Below are 17,322 nucleotides of genomic sequence, written 5' to 3'. Positions count from 1 at the left end.
CGCCTCCTTGGGGCGGCGGAACGGGCGGCTGACGGGCGGGCGTTGTGTCCTGGCGGGTCCGGGTGGTCCGGCCGGTGGTTCAGCCGAGCGAACGGGCGGCGACCGCCGCCGTCTCCTCGACCAGCGCGGGCCCCGGCACCAGCGCGCCGCGCAGGAACAGCAGCGGCCGGCGGGTCGGGCGCAGTCCGCTGCCGAGGACGCGGCCGATCACCATCCGGTGGTCCCCCGCGTCGAAGGTCTCGACCGTGGCGCATTCCAGCCAGCCGAGCCCGTCCACGATCAGGGCGCCGGTGTGGGCACCGGGGGTGGTCGGCAGGGTCGGCAGGGTCTCCGCCCGCGCCTCCCGTGGCTTGGCCAGCCGGCCTGCCGTCCTGGCGCCCTCGGCGTCCAGGACGGACACCGCCCAGACGCCGGCGGTCAGCAGGTCCGTGAGGAACACCGACTCGTTGCGCAGGCAGAAGGAGACCAGCGGCGGTTCCTCGGAGACGGGCGCGAGGGAGTTGACGGTGATGGCGTCGTGCCGGCGCCCGCCGGGTGCGTCGGCGTCGGTGACATGGGTGCTCACCACACCCACGCCGGTGGTGAAGTGCCGCATCACCGCGCGCAGATCAAGTTCCACGGCTCCTCCTTCAAGAGGGCAAGAGGGTGTTCCGGCCGGTGTCGCCCCTGCGGCGACCGTTTCCGTCGGAGCGGTCCTTCGGAGCGATCCCGACCGCCGACGAGTCGACAAGCTAGTGAGCGGCCGACCGTCCGGATGTGGCTTCCGCGAACCGCCTGTGGCGTGTTCGCGCACGCCACCGCCGGGTGCGCTAACGCGCCACAGGCGGTTCGCGCACGGCGGATATCCCGGCGGCGGGCGCGGTGACACTGCCGGGGTCGCGGACGGGACGGCCGTCCCGGTCAGAGGAGGCATGGTGATCCGCACAGCCGCCATCGTGGGAACGGGGCTCATCGGCACGTCCGTGGGCCTGGCCCTGGCCCGGCACGGGGTCCGGGTCCACCTACTGGACGCCGACGCGTCGACCGCCAGGGTCGCCGCCGCGCTCGGCGCGGGAACGACGGTGCCGCCACCCGGCCCCGTCGACCTGGCCGTGATCGCGGTGCCGCCCACCCGCGTCGCCGACGTGCTCTGCGAGCAGCAACGGCGTTCGCTGGCACTGAGTTACACGGATGTGGCCAGCGTCAAGCTGGCGACGGCGCGGGCCGTCGCGCACGCGTCCCCCGAGCGCGCCGACTATGTGGGTGGCCATCCGATGGCCGGAAGTGAACGGTCGGGGCCGCTGACCGCGCGGGCCGGGCTGTTCGAGGGCCGCCCCTGGGTGCTGACGCCGGACGCGCACACCTCGGCCGACACCCTCAACCGTGCGCTGGCCGCCGTGGCGCTGTGCGGGGCGGTGCCGGTGGTGATGGAGCCCGACGACCACGACCGGGCCGTCGCCGTGGTCTCCCATACCCCGCACTTGCTGGCCGCGTTGATGGCCAGCCGGCTGCGGGCCGCGCCGCCCGAGGTGCGGCAGCTGGTCGGTCAGGGCCTGCGGGACGTCACCAGGATCGCCGGGGGCGCGCCGACGCTGTGGACCGACATCCTGCGGTCGAACGCGCGCGCCGTGGCCGAGATCCTGGAGGAGCTGTCGAAGGATCTGGAGACCCTGGTGCGGGCGCTGCGCGAGGTGGCGCTCGGCGATCCGCACGCCGCCGGGGCGATGGCCCCGGTGACGGAGCTGCTGTCGCGGGGGCGCGAGGGCTGGGCGGCGGTGCACGGGACCGACCGTGACGACTGGGCGGTGCCGACCACGCTTGAGGTGTCGGTGGGCGAACAGCCGGGCGCGCTGGGCCGGTTGCTGCTGGACATCACCGAGTTCGGGGTGGGTCCCGAGAAGGTGCGGCTGCACGGCGGGGACGGTCCGGCCGCGTTGGCCGCGCTCATCGTGGCGGAGCCGGTGGCGGCCGAGACGCTGAGAAAGCATCTCGCGGCCAGCGGCTGGCCGGTGCGGTACCGCCCGCCGTCGAGCGCCGAACAGCCACAGCCCAGCGGGGCGCCGCCCCGTTGAGCCGGGGCCCGCCCGTCGCCGGCCGGGCCCCTGGCCGTGCGGTCAGGACCCGGACGTCCGCGTCGGCAGCGCGTAGGCGTCGGCTATCAACTCATAGGAGCGCACCCGCAGATCGGGCTCGTGTGAGTTCATCGCGATCATCAGCTCGTCGGCGCCGGTCCGCTTGTGCAGCGCGTCGAGCCCGGCCCGCACCTCGTCGCCCGTCCCGTACAGGGCGTTGTCGAGCCAGCCGCCGAGCAGCGCCCGGTCCTCGTCGGTGAAGGTGTGCTTCTCGGCCGCCTCGCCCGAGGGGACCAGGGTCGGCCGGCCGCCGCGCAACCGGATGGTCACCAGCGCCCCGCTGAGCGCCTGGCGCCGCGCCTCGGCGGGGTCGTCGGCGGCGAACGCGAAGACGCCGAGCACCACATAGGGCTCGGCGAGGGTGGGGGACGGCCGGAAGCTGGCCCGGTAGGCGTCGATGGCGGGCAGCGTGTTGTGCGCGGCGAAATGGTGCGCGAAGGCGAACGGCAGCCCCAACCGGCCGGCCAGCACAGCCGAGTTGGGCGAGGAGCCGAGCAGCCACACCTGGGGCCGCTCCCCCGGGCCCTGGACCGGTCCCGGCACCGCGTGCACATCCCGGTAGGGGTGTCCCTCGGGGAAGTCGTCGTCGAGGAAGGCGATCAGCTCCAGCACCTCGGCGGCGAAGTCGCCGCCGTTGCCCGGGCGGCGCAGCGCCGCCGCCGCGCCGGGGCCGGTGCCGGCGGCGCGGCCGAGGCCGAGGTCGACCCGGCCGGGGGCGTAGGCCTCCAGGGTGCCGAACTGCTCGGCGACCACCAGCGGCGGGTGGTTGGGCAGCATCACCCCGCCGGAGCCGAGGCGGATGCGTTCGGTGTGGGCGGCGAGATGGCCCAGGATCACGGCCGGGCTGCTGCTGGAGATGCCCGGTATGGAGTGGTGTTCGGCAACCCAGTAGCGGTGGAAACCGCGCGCCTCGGCTAACGTCGCCAGCCGCGTGGACGCGCGCAGCGTGTCGCGCGTGGTGAACCCGTCCCCCACGGCGGCCAGGTCGAGGATGGACAACGGTACGGGGGCACTGCCCTGTGCGGTGCCCCTGATGGGGTCTCCAGTTTGGTGAGTCACGCCGGGCCAACACTCAACTCACCTGTTTTATTCCCGTAGTTGGCCTTAGTTGGCCGGATCCTCGGCTCCTGTTCCGGCCTTTTTCCTGTGATCGGTAGCGCCGGGCCGCCGGTGATCCTGCCGGCATGGCCGCGAGCTTCGACGTTCTCCTCCCCGCCGGGTACCTCACCCTGACGGCCCTGGTGTGCGGCCTGCTGGTGTGGGGCGAGGCCGCCACCAGGTGGAGCGAGCTGAAGGTCCCGCCCAGGCCGCACGATCCGGCCCGCTACTTCGACCGGCGCCTGGACTCCTGGCGGCGGGGCCCTGAGCCGCTGCGGGACCGGCTGGGCGACGGGCCGACGCCCGACGGCAGGGCTCGTGGCGTGGTGCGGGTCGCTGAGGTCGTCGCGGTGCTCGACGGCACGTCCAGCGACGACGAGGGAACGGTGCTGGCGCGGCTGCGGCTACGGCTGGCCGACGGCGGCAGCACGGTGCTGGAGGCCGATGTGGCGGATGTGCTCGATGTCGGGGCGGGTACCTTTCTCCCGGTCCGCCGGCTGCCGGAGAGCCGGGCGTCGGGCGGGGGCGACAGCTGGGAGACGGCCTGGGAGTTGACCGGACCCCAGATCGGCCGGGTGCTGCTCGACCACCGGGCCGGCCTGGGCCTGGTCGACGAGGACGGCCACCGGGAGCTGTGCCAACGGCTTGGGGACGCACCGGAGTCGGCGACCGTCGCCACGATCCGCCCGACCGGCGCGGTGCGGGCCGGTCAGGTGGAGGTCGAGCTGGCCGTCGACGTCGACGGCCGACCGTCCCTGGTCCGCGGGTTTCTGCGGCCCGACGAGATCGCGACCGCCCGGCACACGGGCCGGGTGCCGGTGACCCGTTCGACGCGAGGAGGGTGGCTGCTGTGGCCCACGTGGTACTGACGTGAACGAGCCCGCCGACCACGGGGCGGAGCGCGATACCGGCCCGCCCGACGCGTTGATGTTGGCCCACCAAAAGCGGCAACGTCGGCACCTGCGGGCGCGGTTGCTGGTCAGCGTCCCGTTGGCGGCGCTGACCACGGGCGTCGGGGTGGGGCTGCTGCTGGTCTCCGACTGGCCCTGGCCGTGGACCCTGGCCGGTCTGCTGTCGGCGCTGACCCTGGTGGGCTGCCTCAATCTGGGCAGCCCGCACGAACCGGAGCGGCCCAGGCCCGGCACGCCGTTGGAGGCGGCGGTCGTCGTCGGGGTGGAGATCACCACCTGGTCGTTCGCCGCGCACCGCACCCACACGGCCCGGCTGATCGGCCGCCCCATCGGCTCGACGACCGGGCAACTGGTCCATGGCTACCGGGAGTTCGACGCCGAGAGCGGCTGCCCCTTCCGTCCCGGCATGCTGTTCGGCTTCCGTCGTCATCCGGGGATGCGACATCTGGTCCATATCGAGGGACGCCAGCACGCCGTCGAACTGCTCGGGCTCCGCGACCGACGCCCCTGGGGACGGGCCGCGCTCCTCGACGCGGTGGTCGAGTCGGTGACGGTCAGCGGCCCCCCGGACGGCGACTGGTGGCCGACCACGGTCACCGTCCGGCACGCCGGGCTGACGTCGACCGACACCCGACGGCGGCTCCCGGAGGAACTGGCGACCCTCGAACCCGGCACCCCCGTGCGAATCGCCCACCTACCCGCCTCAACCGACTCCGCCCTGCTGCCCCCGGTCGTCTGATCGGAGCTGCGCGGTCTCGGTCGCCGCTGAGACGGGTCGGTGGGGGGCTCAGGGTCGGCCGGCGAGCACGGTCTTGATGGCGGTGGCGAGGATGTCGAGGCCGGTGTGGAGTTCTTCCTCGGTGATGGTGAGCGGCGGGGCGATCCGGAAGACGCCTCCCATGCCGGGGAGTTGGACGATGTTGAGGTGCAGGCCCCGGTCGAGACAGGCCGCCGTGACCGCCTGGCCGAGGGCGTCGGCGGGGGCCTTGGTCGCCCGGTCGTCGACCAGTTCGATGCCCTGGAGCAGTCCGCGCCCCCGGACGTCGCCGACGACCTCGTACGTGTCGCGCAGCGTCAGCAGCCGTTCGGTGAGCTGTCGGCCGAGTTCGGCGGCGCGGGCCACCAGGCCGTCCCGTTCGACCACGTCGAGGACGGTCAGTGCCACCGAGGCGGCGAGCGGGTCGGAGACATGGGTGGTGAAGAAGAGGAAACCCCGCTCGTGGCAGACCCGTTCGATCTCGTCGCCGGTCACCACGGCGGCGACCGGCAGTCCCGCGCCCAGGGTCTTGGAGAGGGTGAGGATGTCCGGCACCACACCGTCCCGTTCGAAGGCGTAGAGGTGTCCGGTGCGCCCGAGTCCGGTCTGCGCCTCGTCGAGGATCAGCAGCATGCCGCGTTCCACGCACAGCTCCTTGAGCCGGGCGAGATAGCCGAGGGGCAGTTCGACGATGCCGCCGGACGACAGGATGGGCTCGACCACACAGGCGGCGAGCGCCCCCGTCGACTGCCGGTCGACCAGGGCGAATCCGTACTCCAGCTCGGCCTCCCAGTCGTGCGACCCGTCCGGGCGGCGGAACGGGGAACGGTAGGCGTCGGGGCTGGGCAGGGCGAGGCTGCCGGGCATGGTGGGGCCGTAGCCCCGGCGGCCGGCGGAGAAGGTGACCGCCGAGGCGCCGGTCGTCATGCCGTGCCAGGAGCGGTCGAAGGCGACGATCTCGTGGCCGCCGGTGTAGAGCTTGGCCATCTTGACGGCGGCCTCGTTGGACTCCGCGCCCGTGGTCAGCAGCAGGGTCCTGGTGAGGGATTCGGGCAGCGTGCCGGCGAGCCGGGCGGCCAGGTCGACGACCGGCGCGCTCAGCATGCCGCTGAAGAGATGGTCGAGCGAGGCGACGGAACGGGAGACGGCGCGGACGATATCGGGATGCCCGTGCCCCAGGACCGCGCTCATCTGTCCCGAGGTGAAGTCGAGAATGGCCGCGCCGTCCCGGTCGTGCACATAGGCACCGGAGGCGCGCTCGATGACCCGTGGCATGAACGGGGCGCCATAGCGGACCAGATGACGTTCGGCGTCGTCCCAAAAGGCGTCGGTGCTCAAGGAAGTCTCCTGACTGCTCCAAAGGGTCCCCCGGGCCACGGCGGCACCACCCCTCCCGGCACAGCAGGGTAGTACCGCAACGGTGCACCGGCCCCCCGTCCATCACCCCGGCACCCCTGGTAGCTTAGGTAAGCCTTACCTAGCTTAGGTAAGCCTTACCTCATATCGTCGGGGGCTGCGGTCAGCCGCCCGATGCCCGAACTGCTGCCTGGGGGCTCAAGTGACCAGCGCCAACACCCTGTTGACCCTTGACCGGAGACGTCTGATCGGCGGGGCCGCCGGCCTCGGCGGGGTGTTGAGCCTCGCCGCCTGCGGCGTGCGCGGCGGCAACAACGCCGACGAACCGACCCCGTCGGCCGACGACGCCGCCACCGGCGCCGAGCGGACCGTGGACGCGGACAACGGCCGCATCACGGTGCCCACGCAGCCCGAGCGCGTGGTGGTCACCGACAACTACAGCGTCTGGATGCTCTTCGACGTCGGCCTGGTACCGGTCGGCATCCCGGAGGGCACCGCCGCCCCGGCCACCCTGCCCGCGGACATCCACGAGGCGATCCGCGACGTCACCACCATCGGCGTGCCGGGCGAGCCCAACGCCCAGGCGGTGGCCGCCGTCGAACCCGACCTGATCCTCGACCAGTTCTACCCGGCCAAGGTCGAGGAGCTGACGCCGATCGCACCCGTGGTCCACTTCAACTGGCATGACAGCGACAGCCTCTGGCACCAGCAGGCGGAGCGGGTCGCCGACGCGGTCAACCGCTCGGAGCGGCTGACCGAGGTCAGGGACGCCTATCTCAGCCGCCTCGCCGAGGTCCGCGAGACCTATGCCGAGCAGATAGCCGCCTCCACCTGGGCCCCGCTCAGCGGCGGCCCCAACGGCACGTTCTTCCTCGGCTCCCCGCTGCTCTCCGTGATGCGGGACCTGGGCCTGACCATCGGCGCCGGCATCCCGGACGACGAGGCGGGCTTCGTGGAGATGTCCTACGAGGATCTGGACGTCCTGGAGGACTGCACGGTGCTGATCTACTCGCAGCTCTTCGACGGCGAGTTGGCCGCGCCCACCGCCGAGCTGATGGAGAACCGCGTCTGGCAGGGCCTCACCCCGGTCGCCGCCGGCCGCGCCTTCCCCGTCCACCACTACGGGGTCCGCTCCTACCGCTACGCCAACGGCGCGGTCGACGAGATCGAGGCCATCCTCGCCCAGCTCTGAACGGGCCGGCTCCGAACAGGCCCGCTCCGAACGGGCCGGCGCGTCACCGGCGGCGCAGCAGCCAGGCCAGGTAGAGGCCGCCGAGCAGCGCCGTCAACACCCCCACGGGCAGCTGCACATGCCGCTGCGCCGGGTCGACCACGGTCAGCCAGCTGACGCGTTCGCCGCACCAGGCCAGCACGGCGAACAGCTGGTTGGCCACCAGATGCGCCCCGGTGAGCAGGGTCGCCCCGACCAGCCCGGCGGCGGCCAGGCTCACCCCGGTGCCCCTGGCCAGCCGGGCGGCGATCTGAGGCGCGGCCAGCGCGATAAACGGGATCGGCCCCGCGCTGGCCACCGCGACCGCGCACAGCGCCACGCCGAGCGCCGTCAACGCCAACCGGGTGCGGGCCACCGGCAGTCCGAGCCCGCCGGCGAGATCGTCCCCCAACTCCAGCGAACGCAGCCGCCGGCCCAGCGTGGCGACCACCGGCAGCAGCGCCAGCAGGGTGAGCGCCAGCGTGCCGAACTCCGCCCAGGAACGGCCGTGCAGGCTCCCGATCAGCCAGATATGCGCGTTCTGCGCGGTGTTCAGCTCCGAGCGGGTCAGCAGATAGGAGTTGACCGAGCCGAGCACGGCGGTCACGCCGATGCCGATCAGCACCAGCCGGGACCCCTGGAAGCCGCCCCTGCGCGCCAGCGCCAACACCACGGCGGCCGCGCCGAGTCCGCCACCGACCGCGCCGATCGCGATCCCCTGGGCGCTGCCGCCGGCCACCACGATGACCAGAATCGCCCCGGTGGCCGCGCCGCTGTTGAAGCCGATCACATCGGGGCTGGCCAGCGGGTTGCGCGTCATGCTCTGGAAGATCGCACCGCTGATCCCGAGCGCCGCCCCGGCCAGCGCCGCGACCAGCGCCTGCGGCAGCCGTTCCTGGGTGACGAAGTGCACCGCGAGCCGGTCCCCGGTGCCGTGGAAAAGCGCCTCGGCGACCTCGGGCAGGGAGACCGGATACGCCCCGACGCAGAGGCTGACCCCGATCAGTACGCCGCAGCCGAGCAGCGCCCACAAGGCGACCAGCAGCAGGCGTGGGCGCAGCAGGAACGTCACCCGCGCCGACCAGAACCGGACGGGCACGGTACCCGGCACCACCCGGGCGGTGCGGCTCCGGTTCACAGCGCCATCTCCCGTCGTCCACGCACCATGGCGACAAAGATCGGCGCGCCGATGATCGCGGTCATCGCGCCGACCTCCAACTCGCCCTGCGGCAGCACCAGTCGGCCGGCGATATCGGCGGCCAGCAGCAGACAGGGCGCCAGCACCATCGCATAGGGCAGGGACCAGCGCAGATCGGGGCCGGTCAACTGCCGGGCCACCAGCGGGACGACCAGGCCGACAAAGCCGATCGGGCCCGCTGCCGCGGTGGCCGCGCCACAGAGCAGCGTCACCGTCAGCAGGCCCAGAACCCGGGTCCTGCCCAGGTGGACGCCGAGCGCGCGGGCGGTGTCGTCGCCGAGCGCGATGCCGTTCAGCGAACGGGTCAGCGCCACCGCCAGCACCAGGCCCACCAGGACGAACGGCGCCAGCTCGGCGACCAGTTCGGGCCGCCGTCCGGCGAGCGAGCCGACCATCCAGAACCGCAGATAGTCGAAGGTGGCCGAGTCCAGCACCGTGATGGCGGCGATCACCCCGGAGAGCGCGGCGCCGATCGCCGCGCCGGCCAACACCAGCCGCACCGGGGTGAGTCCGCCGCGCCCCGAGGCCCCGAGCGCGAAGACGACCACGGCGGTGACGGCCGCGCCGGCGAACGCGAACCACACATAGCCGCCGTAGCCGCTGACGCCGAACACCCCGATGGCGATGACCACGGCGGCCGACGCCCCGGCGTTGACCCCGAGCAGCCCAGGATCGGCGAGCGGGTTGCGGGTCAACGCCTGGGTGAGGGTGCCGGCGGCGCCCAGCGCGGCGCCGACCAGCAGCCCGGTCAGCGTGCGGGGCAGCCGCAGATCGCGGATGACGGAGGTGGTGTACGAACCGTCGTCCGACCAGAGGGCCCGCAGCACCTCAAGGGGTGTGGTCTCCCGGGCGCCGACCCAGGTGCTGGCGACGACCAGCGCGGCGAGGACGGCCAGCGCCACAGCGAGCCAGGCGGCCCGGCTCAACGAGGAGCCGCGCCGCACCGGCCCGGCAACGCCGACGCCTCGTTCGGCAACACGCATCGGCCGCCCTCTCGACGTGGTAGGTAAGGCTAACCTTACTCACCCGCGTCCGGGGTCGTTCAGCAGGCGTCCCAGTGCCAGACGCCGTCCTCGCGGGTCCAGCGCTGTCCCTCGGTCTCGAACTGCGGGATGCCGATGCCATAGGAGACGATGGCCGCATCGCCGTCGATCTCGTCCACGCTGAAGTTCTCCACCTCCTGGGCGCCGAACTGCTGGTGGCTCTGGTCGGCCAGGGCGGCGAACGTGGCGGCTGGCATCTCGGCGGCGCAGCGGGCCGACAGCAGCCCGTAGGCGGTGTCGGCGTCCGGCGCGAACATGGCCACGGTGTAGTCCCGGACGGACTGTTCGACGGCGGCCTCGTCGCCGGCGGCGGCCTCGTCGCCTTCGTCGGCAGCGCCCCCTCCGTCGGCCGGTTCGTCCTCGGTCTCGCCGTCCTGGCTGTCGACGGTGTCCTGGCTGTCGGCGCCGCCGTTGGTGGTCGACTCGGAATCGTCGTCGTCGCCGCCGCAACCGGCGAGGGTGAGCGAGGCGGCGGTGGCCAGGGCGGCAACGACGAGTCTGCTGCGGGTGAACATCATGTGACCCATCATGACATCCTTAGCAACTGCGATTAACCACGACCCCGATGCCCCCAAGAGACCAGCGGCCTAAGGCTATTTGACGCCCCTGCTATCGTTCGCGGAACGAAAGAAGCACCGCCGGCCACGGGTGCCCCCCAGGACCCGTGACCGGCGGCGGTGGCGGACATGGCCCCGGTCAGGAGCAGGCGGCTCCGTCGAGGGAGAACCCGCTGGGACCGGCGGCGTCGCCGGTATGGCTGGCCTGGTAGCCGAAGCTGACGGCCGCGCCCGGGGCGATGACCCGGGTGTGGCCGACGCCGGCGGCGGTGATGGCGCCCTGGCTGCCCGTGAACTCGGCGTTCCAGCCGGAGGTGAGGGTCTGTCCGGCGGGCAGGGTGAAGTCGAGCCGCCAGCCGTCCAGGGTGCTCCCGCCGGTGTTGGTGAGGGTGATCTCGCCGGTGAGGCCGTTGTTCCAGGCGTTGGTGGTGACCGTCACCGCGCAGTCGGCGTCACCTGGTTCGCCCGGGTTGCCCGGGTCGCCGCCGCCCGGCTCGTCGTCGGCCAGGCCGAAGAACCGGATCGCCTCGGCCGCCATGCCGCCGGCGGGCAGCGAATGGCCGACGCCTGGCAGACTGATCGCCTCGACCGGGGCCGTCTCCCCGGCGTCGCCGTAGCGGGTGCGGTCCCAGCCGGGGCGCGGGGTGTCCGAGAGAGCGGGCGTCTGGCTCACGCCGAGGACATCCGTCCACTGCTTGATCGCCTCACCGAAGTTGGCGTAGTAGAGGATGTCGTCCTCGGTGCCGTGCCACAGCTGCATCCGGGGCCGCTCGCCGGCGTATCCCGGATGGGCGGCGCGGACCAGATCGCCCCACTCCTGCGGGGTGTGGCTGATCTGCCCGTTGGCGCAGGCGCTGTTCCAGCCGGAGCCGTCGCTGGTCGCGAAGCAGCCGAACGGGACGCCCATGAACGCGGCGCCGGCGGCGAACACGTCCGGGTAGTTCCCGAGCAGCACATTGGTCATCATGCCGCCGGACGAGGCCCCGGTGACAAAGATCCGGTCCTGGTCGGCGCCGTACCGCTCCTCCACATAGCCGACCATCGAGCGGATGGAGACCGGATCGCTGCCGCCGTCGCGCCGCAGCGCCTGCGGCGACGAGACGTCGAAGCACTGGCCTGACCTGGTCGCCGACGGGTAGATCACGATAAAGCCGTGCCGGTCGGCGAGTTGGGCGAACTCCGTGCCGGAGTAGAACGCCGGCCCCGAGCCGGTGCAGTAGTGGACGGCGACCAGCACCGCCGGCTCGTCCTGGACGGTGTCGGGGACATAGAGGTGCATATCGAGGTTGCTGGGGTTCTCGCCGAAGTCGGTGACCTGGGTGAGGGTCGCCGCCGCGGCCGGCGGCGCGCCGACCAACAGCACGGCCAGCACGGGGAGTACCCCGCAGACCAGCGCGACCAGGCCCGAGCGGAGGCGGCCTCGGCGGGGTGGGGACGAGCGAGGTGGGGACGAGCTGGCCGGGGGTGAGCTGGCCTGGAGTGACGCGGCTCTGGTGGTCATGTACCTGCCCTTTCTAGACTGCGCGGTGTGAAGGGTCTTTCGTGAAGGGTCTGTTGCGGCGCCTGTCCTCGCTGGACGCCGATGCCGCCGCCGCGGTGCGGGTGATCGCCCACTACCAGGCGCTGTTGAGCGGCGGGGCCGTCGATCCGGTGGCCCTGGCCCGGTCCACCGCCGGGCTGGCCCAGTGCGCGGCCGGTCTTGAGCTGGCCGACGGCCGCACGGTGCGGTTCGCGCCCGACGGGGTCGCCCTCCCCGGGGTGCCGGGACATGTCTCCGGAAGCGTGGAGTTGCGCCCCCGGGGGCGGGTCTGGCTCGAACGGGACGGCGCCGACGCCCCGTTCGACGCGCTGGTGCTGGAGTGGATGGCCATCGCGGCGCGGGTCGGCCCCGGCGCCCCCGGATCCGCCCCGAGGGCGGCCGATCCGGCGCTGGTGGAACGGGTGCTCTCCGAACGGGAGAGCATCGAGGACCGCACCCGTGCGGTGCGGCTGCTCGGCCTGCACCCGGCGCTGCCGCTGTGGGTGGTGGCGGTCGCCGCCGGCGCCGAGACGGACGTCGGGGTGGTCGCCGTGACGCTGCTGGCCCGTGGCGGACTGGCCGCCACCGTCCCGGTGGCCACCGTCGGCCCGTTGGCCGCCGCCATGGTGCAGCCCCGGCAGGGCAGCGCCTCGCCGGCCGCCGAACTGCGCGCGGTACTCGCCGACCGGGTGCGGGACGGGCTGCCCGACGGCGCCGGGACCCACGTCAGGTTCGGCGTCGGCGGCGGGGTGCCGCCCAGCCACGCGGCGACGTCCTGGGCGCAGGCGCGCGCCGCGCTCCGCTTCGCCGGCGACGGCGGGGTGGCGGAACAGGTCATGGACCACGCGGAGTTGGGCCCGCTGACGCTGCTGGCCGAGGTGCCTGCGGCGCGGCTGCGGGCCGAGCCCGGCGTCCGGGCGCTCGCCGAACTGGCGGAACGGGACGCCGGGTTGGCGGGCATCGCGGCGCTGGCCGCGTTCTGCCGCACCGGTTCGCTGCGCCAGGCGGCCGACGCGCTGCATCTGCACCACAGCTCGGTCGCGGCCAGGCTGGCCGGCGTCGAGACCGCCCTCGGCTGGCGGCTGAACCATCCCGACGGCCGGTTCCGGGCGCAACTCGCCCTGCATGCCTGGCGGTTGATCCGGTCCGACTGAGCGCGCCCGGCGCTCATCCGGACAGCCCGTCGCGCAGCGCGGCCAGCCCGTCGGCCGCGATCCGCCGCGCGACACCGGCATGGGCGACCGCCGCGCAGCCGTGGAACGTGCCGGGATAGAAACGGAGTTCGGTCGGCACCCCGGACTCCGTCAGCGCCTCGGCGAAGGCCAGTCCCTCGTCGCGCAGCGGATCGAACTCCATCACCGCGACAAACGTCGGCGGCAGCCCCGTCAGATCATCGGCCCTGGCCGGGGCGGCATACGGCGGGACCTCGGCGCGGCCGGCCCCCAGATAGCGCTCCCAACTCAGCCGCGCGTTTCGCCGGTTCCACACCGGGGTGTCGGTGAAGCGGACGGCGCTCTCGGTGGTCAGCCGGTCGTCGAGGGCCGGGCTGTGCAGATGCAGAAAGCGGAGCGCCGGCCCGCCGGCGTCCCGGACGAGCAGCGCGAGCCCCGCCGCCAACCCGGCGCCCGCGCTGTCGCCCCACACCCCGATCCGTCCGGGGTCGACGCCCAACTCCCCGGCGTGGTCGGCGAGCCAGCGGAGGGCGGCGTGGCAGTCGTCCAGCGCGGCGGGAAAGGGGTGTTCGGGCGCCAACCGGTAGTCGACGGCGACCACCACGGCCGGCAGTTCGCGGCAGAACCGCAGATTGCCGTCGTGGTCCACGTCCCAGGTGCCGAGGACGAAGCCGCCGCCGTGCAGGCTGAGCACGGCGGGCAACGGGCCCGACACCCCGGCGGGACGGTAGATCCGCAGCGGCACCTTCGGCCCACCGGACCGGCCCGGCGCCCACACCTCCCGCACCCGCACGCCGCGTTCGTCCGCCCGGGCCGTCGACTCCCGCAGTTCGGCGGCCTGGGCCCGCCGGGCGGCGGCCAGATCGGAGATGTCGACCTCGGCCATCAGGGCGAGCGCCGCCGCCAACTCCGGATCGAAGGCGTAGCCAGGGGGCCGGCCAGCTCGCCGGCCGGGGAAGTCGCCCATCCCGCGTCTCCGTTTCCGCTCATGTCGTGCGCCTGATGCGCATCCTGATGCGAAGGTGTCATGACCCGCTCACCGTCGGTACCAGACGGGTGTCGGGGAAACGGCGGGCCCGATCCGACATCCGCGCGGGGCCCCTTCCGCCCGGCCTGCCGACCGGTCGAACCGTCACCGTCCGTGCCCCCGCGCCCCCTTGACGCGACGGGGGCCCGTTCCTACTGTCACGGCGCCGTCGAGCCCCGTCGGTTTTCCCGCCCTTTCCCCACCGCCCCCGCGAAGGAGCCCCGCCCCCATGAGAGCAACCCGCGCCCTCAGACGGCTGCTCGCCGCCATCGCCCTCCCCGTCGCCCTGCTCGCCGGCCCGGCGGCGAGCCAGGCCACGGCCGCGCCCCCCACCGACGCCGAATCGAGCTGGGTCGGCACCTGGACGGCGATGCCCCAACTGACCGAGGAGTCAAACATGCCGCCGCCGCCCTTCACCGGCGACGACGTGGTCCTCGACGACACCACGCTGCGGCAGACGGTGCGGGTCACGGTCGGCGGAGAACGGATCAGGCTGGCGTTCTCCAACGAGTTCGGCGGCGCGCCGCTGCCGCTCACCGACCTCTCCGTCGCGCTGCCGCTGGACGGCGCGGCCGGCGTCAGCGCGATCGAACCCGACACCGTCCGGCCCGTCACCTTCAGCGGCGGCCGGGAGTCGGTGACCATCCCCATCGGCGCCCGCTATGTCTCCGACCCGATCGACATCACGCTCGAACCGGGCGCCAACCTCACCGTCACCGCCTATCTGGCCGACGGCCAGGCGTCCCGGTCGATCACCTCGCACCCCGGCTCGCGCACCACCTCCCACCTGCTGGCCGGCAACCATGTGGACGCCGCCGACCTGCCGGGCGCCACCCCCACCGACCACTGGTACTTCCTCAGCGTGGTGGAGGCGTGGTCCCCGCCGGGCACCCGGGCCACCGCCATCCTGGGCGACTCCCTCACCGACGGCCGAGGCTCCACCACCAACGCCAACAACCGCTGGCCCGACCAGCTCTTCGACCGACTGGCCGAGGACCCCGACACCGAACGGGAGGCCCTGCTCAACCAGGCCGCCGGCGGCAACCGGGTGCTCAACGAGGGCCTTGGCCCCAGCGCGCTGTCGCGACTCGACCGCGACGTGATCGCGCAGAGCGGCGTCGACCAGCTGATCCTCTTCGAGGGCGTCAACGACATCGGCACCGCCGACGCCACGGAGGCGGCCCAACAGGCCGTCACCGACGAGCTGATCGTCGCCTACGACCAGATCATCAGCCGCGCCCACGCGCATGGCATCGCCGTCTACGGCGCGACGTTGACGCCGTTCGGCGACAACGAGATGTACGACGACCCGGCCGGACTGCGGGAGGCGTCACGGCAGGCGGTCAACGAGTGGATCCGCACCAGCGGCCGCTTCGACGCCGTCCTCGACTTCGACGCCGCCACCCGCGACCCCGCCCACCCCCACCGCCTCCTCCCCACCATCCACGACGGCGACTGGCTCCACCTCACCCCCACCGGCTACACCCTCCTCGCCAACGCCGTCCCCACCCACCTCTTCCCCTGACACCCGGGCATCCCCTGCGGGGCGCCACCCCCTGCGGGGCGCTAAACGGAGGCCCCCGGGGCCCTGGCCCTCCGGGCCCCTGGGCCCGGGGGCCAGGGACCCGGAGGGGCCGGAAGGACCGGAGGGCCCGGAGGGGCCGGAAGGCCGGAAGGCCGGAAGCACCGCAAGGACCGGGGGCGCGGCCCGGGGGCCCAGGGGCCGGAAGGCCCGCAAGGCCAGGGCCAGGCCCTCACGGGGCCTTCGGCCCCCTTTGGGCCGGGGCCCGTGGGGGCCGGGGGCCCGGGGCCGGCAAGGCCGGGGACCGGGAGGCCAGCAGGCGAGGCCGGAGGGGCCGGCGAAACCGGGGGCGCGGCCCGGGGGCCGGCAAGCCCAGGGCCAGGCCCTGGGCCCGAGGCCGGCAAGGCCGGGGGAGACCGGAAGGCCGGAAGGCGAGGCCGGGGGCCCGGAAGGCCAATAAGGCCGAAGAGCCATAGGCCAGGGCCCGCCAGCCGCTGATCGTCGGGGCCCGCCCCAGCCGCGCCCCGTGCACGGCCGGGGCCTGGCCCTGAGTCCGAGGCCGGCAGGCCGAAAGCCGCCCGCTGGCCGGAGGCCCGGACAACGCCGCCCGCGTCGCCCCCCCTCACGGCCGAATCGGGCCGCCAGGCCCGGAGGCCCGCGCCCGGGGCCCCGTGGGGCGGCAAGGCCAAGGGACCGGCACGGCCGGAGAGTGGGCAACGCCCAGGCTCTGTGCCCGAAGCCGCCGGGCCCGGAGCGCCGGCAAGGTCAGGGACATGTCCGGGGCCCGGAAAGGTCGGCGGCTGGAAGGCCCAGGCGCCAGAGGCGGAGGGGGCCGAGGCAAAGACCGGCGACAGCACAGGGACATCCGCCCGAGGCCCCAACAGACAGCCAAGCCCGCCAGAACAGCGACCAGTCCACAGGCTTCCCCCCTCACAACCCACATGCCGGCGCCAGCCGGAGAGTTACCCAACCTCCCATCCCCCGGCCGGCAGGCCGAAAACCGCCCGCGTCGCCCCCCCTCACGGCCGAATCGGGCCGCCAGGCCCGGAGGCCCGGCGGTAGTAAGCGCAGCGTCACGCTTCGGCGGCCAGCCGCCCGCGGGCCGCGCGGAGGGCGGCGACGATCGCCGCTTCCCGGGACGGGTCGAGGCGGACGAGGGGGACGGAGCAGCTCAGGGCCTCGTGGACCGCACCGCCGAACCACAGCGGCAGCGCGAAGCAGCGCAGCCCCAACGTGGACTCCTGCTCGTCGACGGCATGCCCCCGGCGGGCCACCGTGGCCAACTCCTCGCGCAGCGCGTCCCGGTCGGTGAGGGTGTGCTCGGTGCGCGCGGTGAGCGGGGCCGGCAGCAGCGCGTCCACCTCGGGCCAGGGGCGGTGGGCGAGGATCGCCTTGCCCAACCCCGTGGCCCAGCAGGGCAGTCGGCGGCCCGGCTTGGAGACGACGGCCAGCGAGTGGCGGGAGGGGGACGTCGCCAGGTAGACGATCTCGTGGCCGTCGAGGCGGGCCAGATGGATGGTCTCGCCGAGCTTTTCGGCCAGTTCGTTCATCACCGGCTGCGCGCGCCGCACCACGTCGTCGTGTTCGACATAGGCCGCGCCGGCGCGCAGCGCCCTGATGCCGAGGCGGTAGCCCGCGCCGTTCCCCTTCGCCTCGACCCAGCCGGCGCGCACCAGCGTGACCAGCAGCGCATAGGCGCTGGCGCGCGGGATGGCCAGATCGTCCGTGACCTCGCGGAGCGAGCGCGGCGCGTCCGCCGCGCTCAGATACTCAAGCAACGCGACGGTGCGGTCGGCGGACTTGACGGTGCGCACTCGTCCCGCGTCCGATTCGGCCATGCT

General features: G+C 73.7%; 15 protein-coding genes. 6 read left to right on the top strand and 9 right to left on the bottom strand.

What is annotated here, in order from left to right:
• Nucleotides 1-79: 79 nt before the first annotated feature.
• Nucleotides 80-619 carry a flavin reductase family protein gene (locus AOM46_RS03245; protein ID WP_067225854.1) on the bottom strand — a complete coding sequence of 180 codons (540 nt, stop codon included), beginning with the start codon at nucleotides 617-619 and terminating at the stop codon, nucleotides 80-82.
• A 292-nt stretch (nucleotides 620-911) separates the two neighbouring features.
• On the opposite strand from AOM46_RS03245, the gene AOM46_RS03240 reads away from it, so the two are divergent.
• Nucleotides 912-2,051, top strand: a complete 1,140-nt coding sequence (locus AOM46_RS03240) for a prephenate dehydrogenase (protein ID WP_234313605.1) — start codon at nucleotides 912-914, stop codon at nucleotides 2,049-2,051.
• A 42-nt stretch (nucleotides 2,052-2,093) separates the two neighbouring features.
• Here AOM46_RS03240 and AOM46_RS03235 read toward each other — a convergent pair whose 3' ends face one another.
• Nucleotides 2,094-3,170 carry an LLM class flavin-dependent oxidoreductase gene (locus AOM46_RS03235; RefSeq protein ID WP_062205253.1) on the bottom strand — a complete coding sequence of 359 codons (1,077 nt, stop codon included), beginning with the start codon at nucleotides 3,168-3,170 and terminating at the stop codon, nucleotides 2,094-2,096.
• 125 nt (nucleotides 3,171-3,295) lie between these two features.
• On the opposite strand from AOM46_RS03235, the gene AOM46_RS03230 reads away from it, so the two are divergent.
• Together AOM46_RS03230 and AOM46_RS03225 are read left to right on the top strand one after the other, a co-directional pair.
• On the top strand, nucleotides 3,296-4,078 hold the full coding sequence (locus AOM46_RS03230) for a hypothetical protein (RefSeq protein WP_062205249.1): 783 nt from the start codon (nucleotides 3,296-3,298) through the stop codon (nucleotides 4,076-4,078).
• Between the two features lies 1 nt (nucleotide 4,079).
• Nucleotides 4,080-4,859, top strand: coding sequence for a hypothetical protein (locus AOM46_RS03225; protein ID WP_062205246.1), 780 nt, complete (start codon nucleotides 4,080-4,082; stop codon nucleotides 4,857-4,859).
• Between the two features lie 48 nt (nucleotides 4,860-4,907).
• On the opposite strand, the gene AOM46_RS03220 is transcribed toward AOM46_RS03225, so the two are convergent.
• The gene (locus tag AOM46_RS03220) at nucleotides 4,908-6,215 is read right to left on the bottom strand and encodes an aspartate aminotransferase family protein (RefSeq protein WP_062205243.1); all 1,308 of its coding nucleotides are present in this window, start codon (nucleotides 6,213-6,215) and stop codon (nucleotides 4,908-4,910) included.
• A 220-nt stretch (nucleotides 6,216-6,435) separates the two neighbouring features.
• Here AOM46_RS03220 and AOM46_RS03215 point away from each other — a divergent pair, with 220 nt between their 5' ends.
• Nucleotides 6,436-7,425, top strand: coding sequence for an ABC transporter substrate-binding protein (locus tag AOM46_RS03215; protein ID WP_234313604.1), 990 nt, complete (start codon nucleotides 6,436-6,438; stop codon nucleotides 7,423-7,425).
• Between the two features lie 43 nt (nucleotides 7,426-7,468).
• Here AOM46_RS03215 and AOM46_RS03210 read toward each other — a convergent pair whose 3' ends face one another.
• The 4 genes from AOM46_RS03210 to AOM46_RS03195 all read right to left on the bottom strand — a co-directional run bounded on the left by AOM46_RS03210 (nucleotide 7,469) and on the right by AOM46_RS03195 (nucleotide 11,742).
• Complete coding sequence (locus AOM46_RS03210; RefSeq protein ID WP_062205240.1) at nucleotides 7,469-8,581, bottom strand: iron chelate uptake ABC transporter family permease subunit; 1,113 nt, start codon at nucleotides 8,579-8,581, stop codon at nucleotides 7,469-7,471.
• Nucleotides 8,578-9,624, bottom strand: coding sequence for an iron ABC transporter permease (locus AOM46_RS03205; RefSeq protein ID WP_062205237.1), 1,047 nt, complete (start codon nucleotides 9,622-9,624; stop codon nucleotides 8,578-8,580). Before AOM46_RS03205 ends, AOM46_RS03210 begins: the two co-directional genes overlap by 4 nt.
• Before the next feature lie 59 nt (nucleotides 9,625-9,683).
• Nucleotides 9,684-10,202, bottom strand: coding sequence for a hypothetical protein (locus AOM46_RS33805; protein WP_062205234.1), 519 nt, complete (start codon nucleotides 10,200-10,202; stop codon nucleotides 9,684-9,686).
• 178 nt (nucleotides 10,203-10,380) lie between these two features.
• The gene (locus AOM46_RS03195) at nucleotides 10,381-11,742 is read right to left on the bottom strand and encodes a PHB depolymerase family esterase (protein ID WP_078856413.1); all 1,362 of its coding nucleotides are present in this window, start codon (nucleotides 11,740-11,742) and stop codon (nucleotides 10,381-10,383) included.
• A 41-nt stretch (nucleotides 11,743-11,783) separates the two neighbouring features.
• Here AOM46_RS03195 and AOM46_RS03190 point away from each other — a divergent pair, with 41 nt between their 5' ends.
• The gene (locus AOM46_RS03190) at nucleotides 11,784-12,914 is read left to right on the top strand and encodes a CdaR family transcriptional regulator (RefSeq protein ID WP_062205231.1); all 1,131 of its coding nucleotides are present in this window, start codon (nucleotides 11,784-11,786) and stop codon (nucleotides 12,912-12,914) included.
• Nucleotides 12,915-12,927: 13 nt separating this feature from the next.
• Here AOM46_RS03190 and AOM46_RS03185 read toward each other — a convergent pair whose 3' ends face one another.
• Nucleotides 12,928-13,899: an alpha/beta hydrolase gene (locus AOM46_RS03185; protein WP_062205228.1), complete on the bottom strand. Its 972-nt coding sequence runs from the start codon at nucleotides 13,897-13,899 to the stop codon at nucleotides 12,928-12,930.
• A 289-nt stretch (nucleotides 13,900-14,188) separates the two neighbouring features.
• On the opposite strand from AOM46_RS03185, the gene AOM46_RS03180 reads away from it, so the two are divergent.
• Nucleotides 14,189-15,484, top strand: coding sequence for an SGNH/GDSL hydrolase family protein (locus AOM46_RS03180; RefSeq protein WP_062205225.1), 1,296 nt, complete (start codon nucleotides 14,189-14,191; stop codon nucleotides 15,482-15,484).
• Nucleotides 15,485-16,554: 1,070 nt separating this feature from the next.
• On the opposite strand, the gene AOM46_RS03175 is transcribed toward AOM46_RS03180, so the two are convergent.
• Nucleotides 16,555-17,319, bottom strand: a complete 765-nt coding sequence (locus tag AOM46_RS03175; protein ID WP_062205222.1) for an IclR family transcriptional regulator — start codon at nucleotides 17,317-17,319, stop codon at nucleotides 16,555-16,557.
• Between the last annotated feature and the right edge of the window lie 3 nt (nucleotides 17,320-17,322).

Source organism: Streptomyces sp. NBRC 109706, assembly GCF_000974485.1.
Classification (GTDB): Bacteria; Actinomycetota; Actinomycetes; order Streptomycetales; family Streptomycetaceae; genus Streptomyces.
This window is presented reverse-complemented; position numbering and strand designations above follow the sequence as displayed.